The following is a 3,349-nucleotide window of genomic DNA, read 5'->3' on the forward strand; positions in this document are numbered from 1 at the left end:
ACCATCAGGGCCGCGAGCGAGCGGGCGCTCTCCCCCTGCGGATCGCAGGCGCCGACGACGCGCCCGTGGCGCAGGATGGTGGCGCGGGTGCACAGGCGCCGCACCTCGTCGAGCCGGTGCGAGATGTAGAGCAGCGCCCGGCCCTCGTCGCGCAGCCGCTCCAGCACGGAGAACAGCTGCTCCGCCTCGCCCGGCGTCAGCACCGAGGTCGGCTCGTCGAGGATGACGAGGCGCGGGTCCTGCAGCAGGCAGCGCACGATCTCGATGCGCTGGCGCTCCCCGGCCGAGAGCGACCAGACCGGCCGGGCGGGATCGAGGTGCAGGCCGTAGGCCGCCCCGAGCGCGGCGATCCGCTCGGCAAGCGCCCTGCCCGAGAGGGTCTTCGGCATGACGAGGGCGATGTTCTCGGCCACCGTCAGGTTCTCGCAGAGCGAGAAGTGCTGAAACACCATCCCGATGCCGATGGCGCGCGCCGCCTCGGGGTCGGGCAGCTGCACGATGTCGCCCTTGTGGGTGACGACGCCCTCCGTCGGCTCCAGCAGCCCGTAGAGGATCTTCATCAGGGTCGACTTGCCGGCGCCGTTCTCGCCGAGCAGCGCGTGGATCTCGCCGGCGCGGATCTCGAGGTCGACGCCGTCGTTGGCCTTGAAGTCGCCGAAGCGCTTGACGATGCCGTAGGCCCCGTAGAGCGGCGCGGTGCCGGCGGCGGGCGACGGCACGGCCGCCATCAGGCGCCGCCGAGGAGGCTGAGGGCGAGCCGGCCGTGGTCCTCGCGCAGCTTCCGCGTGTCCATGCCGACGGGGTTTCCGTCGACCACCCGCCACCGGCCCGCGACCATCACCCGGTCGGCGCGGTGCGCGCCGCACAGCACGAGCGCGGCCAGCGGATCGTGCGCGCCGGAGAAGCGCAGCGCGTCGAGGGTGAACAGCGCAAGGTCGGCCTCGCGGCCCGGCTCGATCCGGCCGATGTCGTCGCGCCCGAGGCAGCGGGCCGAGCCCTCGGTCGCCCAGCGCAGGGCGTCGAGATGCGTCACCGCTTCGGCGCCGTAGGTCAGGCGGTTGATCATCAGGGCGTGGCGCACGCCCTCCATCAGGTTGGAGCTGTCGTTCGAGGCCGAGCCGTCGACGCCGAGGCCAACCGGCGCGCCCGCCGCCTCCAGCTCGCAGGTGCGGCACTGCCCCGAGGCCAGCGTCATGTTCGAGGTCGGGCAGTGGCAGACGCCGACGCCGGCCTTGCCGAGCCGGCGCACCTCGTCGTCGTTGAAGTGGATGCCGTGCGCGAGCCAGGCCCGCGGGCTCATCCAGCCGACCTCCTCGAGGTAGTCGACCGGCCGCTGGCCGAACATCTCCAGGCAGTAGGCGTCCTCGTCCAGCGTCTCGCCGAGATGGGTGTGGAGCTGGCAGTCGTGGCGGTCGGCGAGCGCCGCGCTCTCGCGCATCAGCCGCTTGGTGACGTTGAAGGGCGAGCACGGCGCCAGCCCGATCCGCACCATCGCGCCGGGCTTCGCGTCGTGGAACAGGTTCAGCACCCGCTCGCTGTCGGCGAGGATGGTGTCGTCGTCCTGCGTCAGGCAGTCGGGCGGCAGGCCGCCGTCCTTCTCCGACAGGCTCATCGAGCCGCGGGTGACGAAGGCGCGGATGCCGAGGCTGCGCGCCTCGTCGACCTGCACGTCGACGGAATCCTCGAGCCCCTTCGGGTAGAGGTAGTGGTGGTCCCCCGCCGTGGTGCAGCCGGAGAGCAGCAGCTCGGTGTAGGCGAGCCGCGTCGCGAGCCGGAACGCGTCGGGGGTGATCTTGTCCCAGACCGTGTAGAGCGCCTTCAGCCACGGGAACAGCGGCTTGTTGATCGCCAGCGGGTGGGCCCGCGTCAGCGTCTGGAAGAAGTGGTGGTGGGTGTTGATCAGCCCGGGGATGACGACGTGGCGCGAAGCGTCGAAGGTCTCGTCCACCGGCGCGGCGGGCTGCGCGCCGGCCGCCACGCGCTCGACGATGCGGCTGCCCTCGACCACGATGCCGCCGCCGGCGTCCTCGGCGAGGATCGCCAGCGGATCGCGAATCCACAGGCGCCGGAGCGTTTCGTCCCCTCGGGGCCTGGCGTCGGATCCCGTCATGCCGTCTCCCATCCCGTCACGGTCGTGCGATCGGCGATCCAACCGGCGATCAGAAGATGTGGAACGCGACGCCGGCGAGGAAGCTCTTCTCTTCCGTGCCCTTGAACGTCGCCGTCTCGACGTTGCCGAACTTGTTCAGCCAGTACTGGAAGCCGATGAAGGCGTCGACCTTGTTGGGCTGGTCGTAGATCAGCTTGCCCACGTCGAGCACCAGGTTCGTGCGCGACAGGAATTCGAGGCCGCGCTTCGGGTTGAAGGCGAAGTCGGCCACGTTCTGCACGCCGCGGCCCTTGGGCAGCACGATGTTGTTGAAGCCGGTCAGGCTCAGCGGCAGGTTGGTGAAGGCGAGGGGGAAATTGTAGACCACCTCGAATTCCGGCACCACGTCGAAGCTCTGGTCGCGATCGGGCTGCAGGTTGAAGCCGTTGCGGTTCCATTCCTTGTAGGCGTGGACCGACAGGTTCAGGAATCCGGCCGGCACGTCGAAGGAGAAGTTGAGGCCGCCGACCACGTCGCGCTTCTTCGAGCCGAACGCGTCGTTCTGCGAGTTCGCGTCGAAGCCGAAGGCGAGGGAGATGTCCTTGACGATGCCCGGCAGCGTGAACGCCTTGGAGTTGGTCAGCGCGTTGAGGCTCAGGGTGCCGCGATAGAGGCCGTAGGCTTCGGTGTTGCCGTAATCGGCGAAGAACGGCGCGCCGACGCTGCCGGGCGGGTTCGTGGTGCCGGCCGGGAATTGCGAGCCCGACTTGAGGATGTCGAGCGAGAAGAAGTTCGTGCCGTAGGCCCAGGCGTCGGCATGCGAGATGTTGTAGATCTGCTTGGGCGCCTCGCGGCTGACGAACGAGCCGTCGGCCTTCTGGATCTGGACGCCCGGCGACACGGTCGGGAACTGGTAGCGATAGCTGAACTGCGTGTCGGCGAAGAGGAAGAACGGCGCCTCCTTGGCCGGAGCCTCGACGGGCGCCTTGTCCTTCTTCGCATCGAGATCGGCCGCCGCGCCGTATCCCACCAGACCGAGCGACATGGCCGCTGCAACGAGTCCCCGAGCGATCATGTCTGCCCTCTCCGTGCCGAAAATCCGGTGAGCAGGCAGCAACCGATATGCCAGCGCGTGCCACCTGGGCGAGAGGCGGCGGCCGAGTCATAATTCGGCAACAGGTTTGCCGGCCGAGCGCAGGCGCCCGCTCCGGCGGGTGCGGCGGCGGCGACCCTGAAACGCGCGACGCGGCGGCCGGGCTC

General features: G+C 69.7%; 3 protein-coding genes. All 3 read right to left on the reverse strand.

Annotated elements, in window-relative coordinates; all coding sequences use genetic code 11:
• The coding region (locus tag FV223_RS23470; protein ID WP_187276225.1) for an ATP-binding cassette domain-containing protein at window positions 1-728 on the reverse strand (728 nt) is incomplete at its 3' end.
• Entirely contained in the window at window positions 728-2,110 is a 1,383-nt protein-coding gene (locus FV223_RS23475; RefSeq protein ID WP_147729243.1) for an 8-oxoguanine deaminase, read from the reverse strand. The genes FV223_RS23475 and FV223_RS23470, both read right to left, overlap by 1 nt.
• Window positions 2,111-2,159: 49 nt before the next feature.
• A complete protein-coding gene (locus tag FV223_RS23480) occupies window positions 2,160-3,164 on the reverse strand; it encodes a hypothetical protein (protein ID WP_147729244.1) in 1,005 nt (334 codons plus the stop codon).
• Window positions 3,165-3,349 lie beyond the last annotated feature (185 nt).

This window comes from Methylobacterium sp. WL116 (assembly GCF_008039455.1).
Classification (GTDB): Bacteria; Pseudomonadota; Alphaproteobacteria; order Rhizobiales; family Beijerinckiaceae; genus Methylobacterium.

Coding starts and splice junctions, on each gene's coding strand:
- FV223_RS23475 (WP_147729243.1), bottom strand. CDS start 2,110: ATGACGGGATCCGACGCCAGGCCCCGAGGGGACGAAACGCTCCGGCGC.
- FV223_RS23480 (WP_147729244.1), bottom strand. CDS start 3,164: ATGATCGCTCGGGGACTCGTTGCAGCGGCCATGTCGCTCGGTCTGGTG.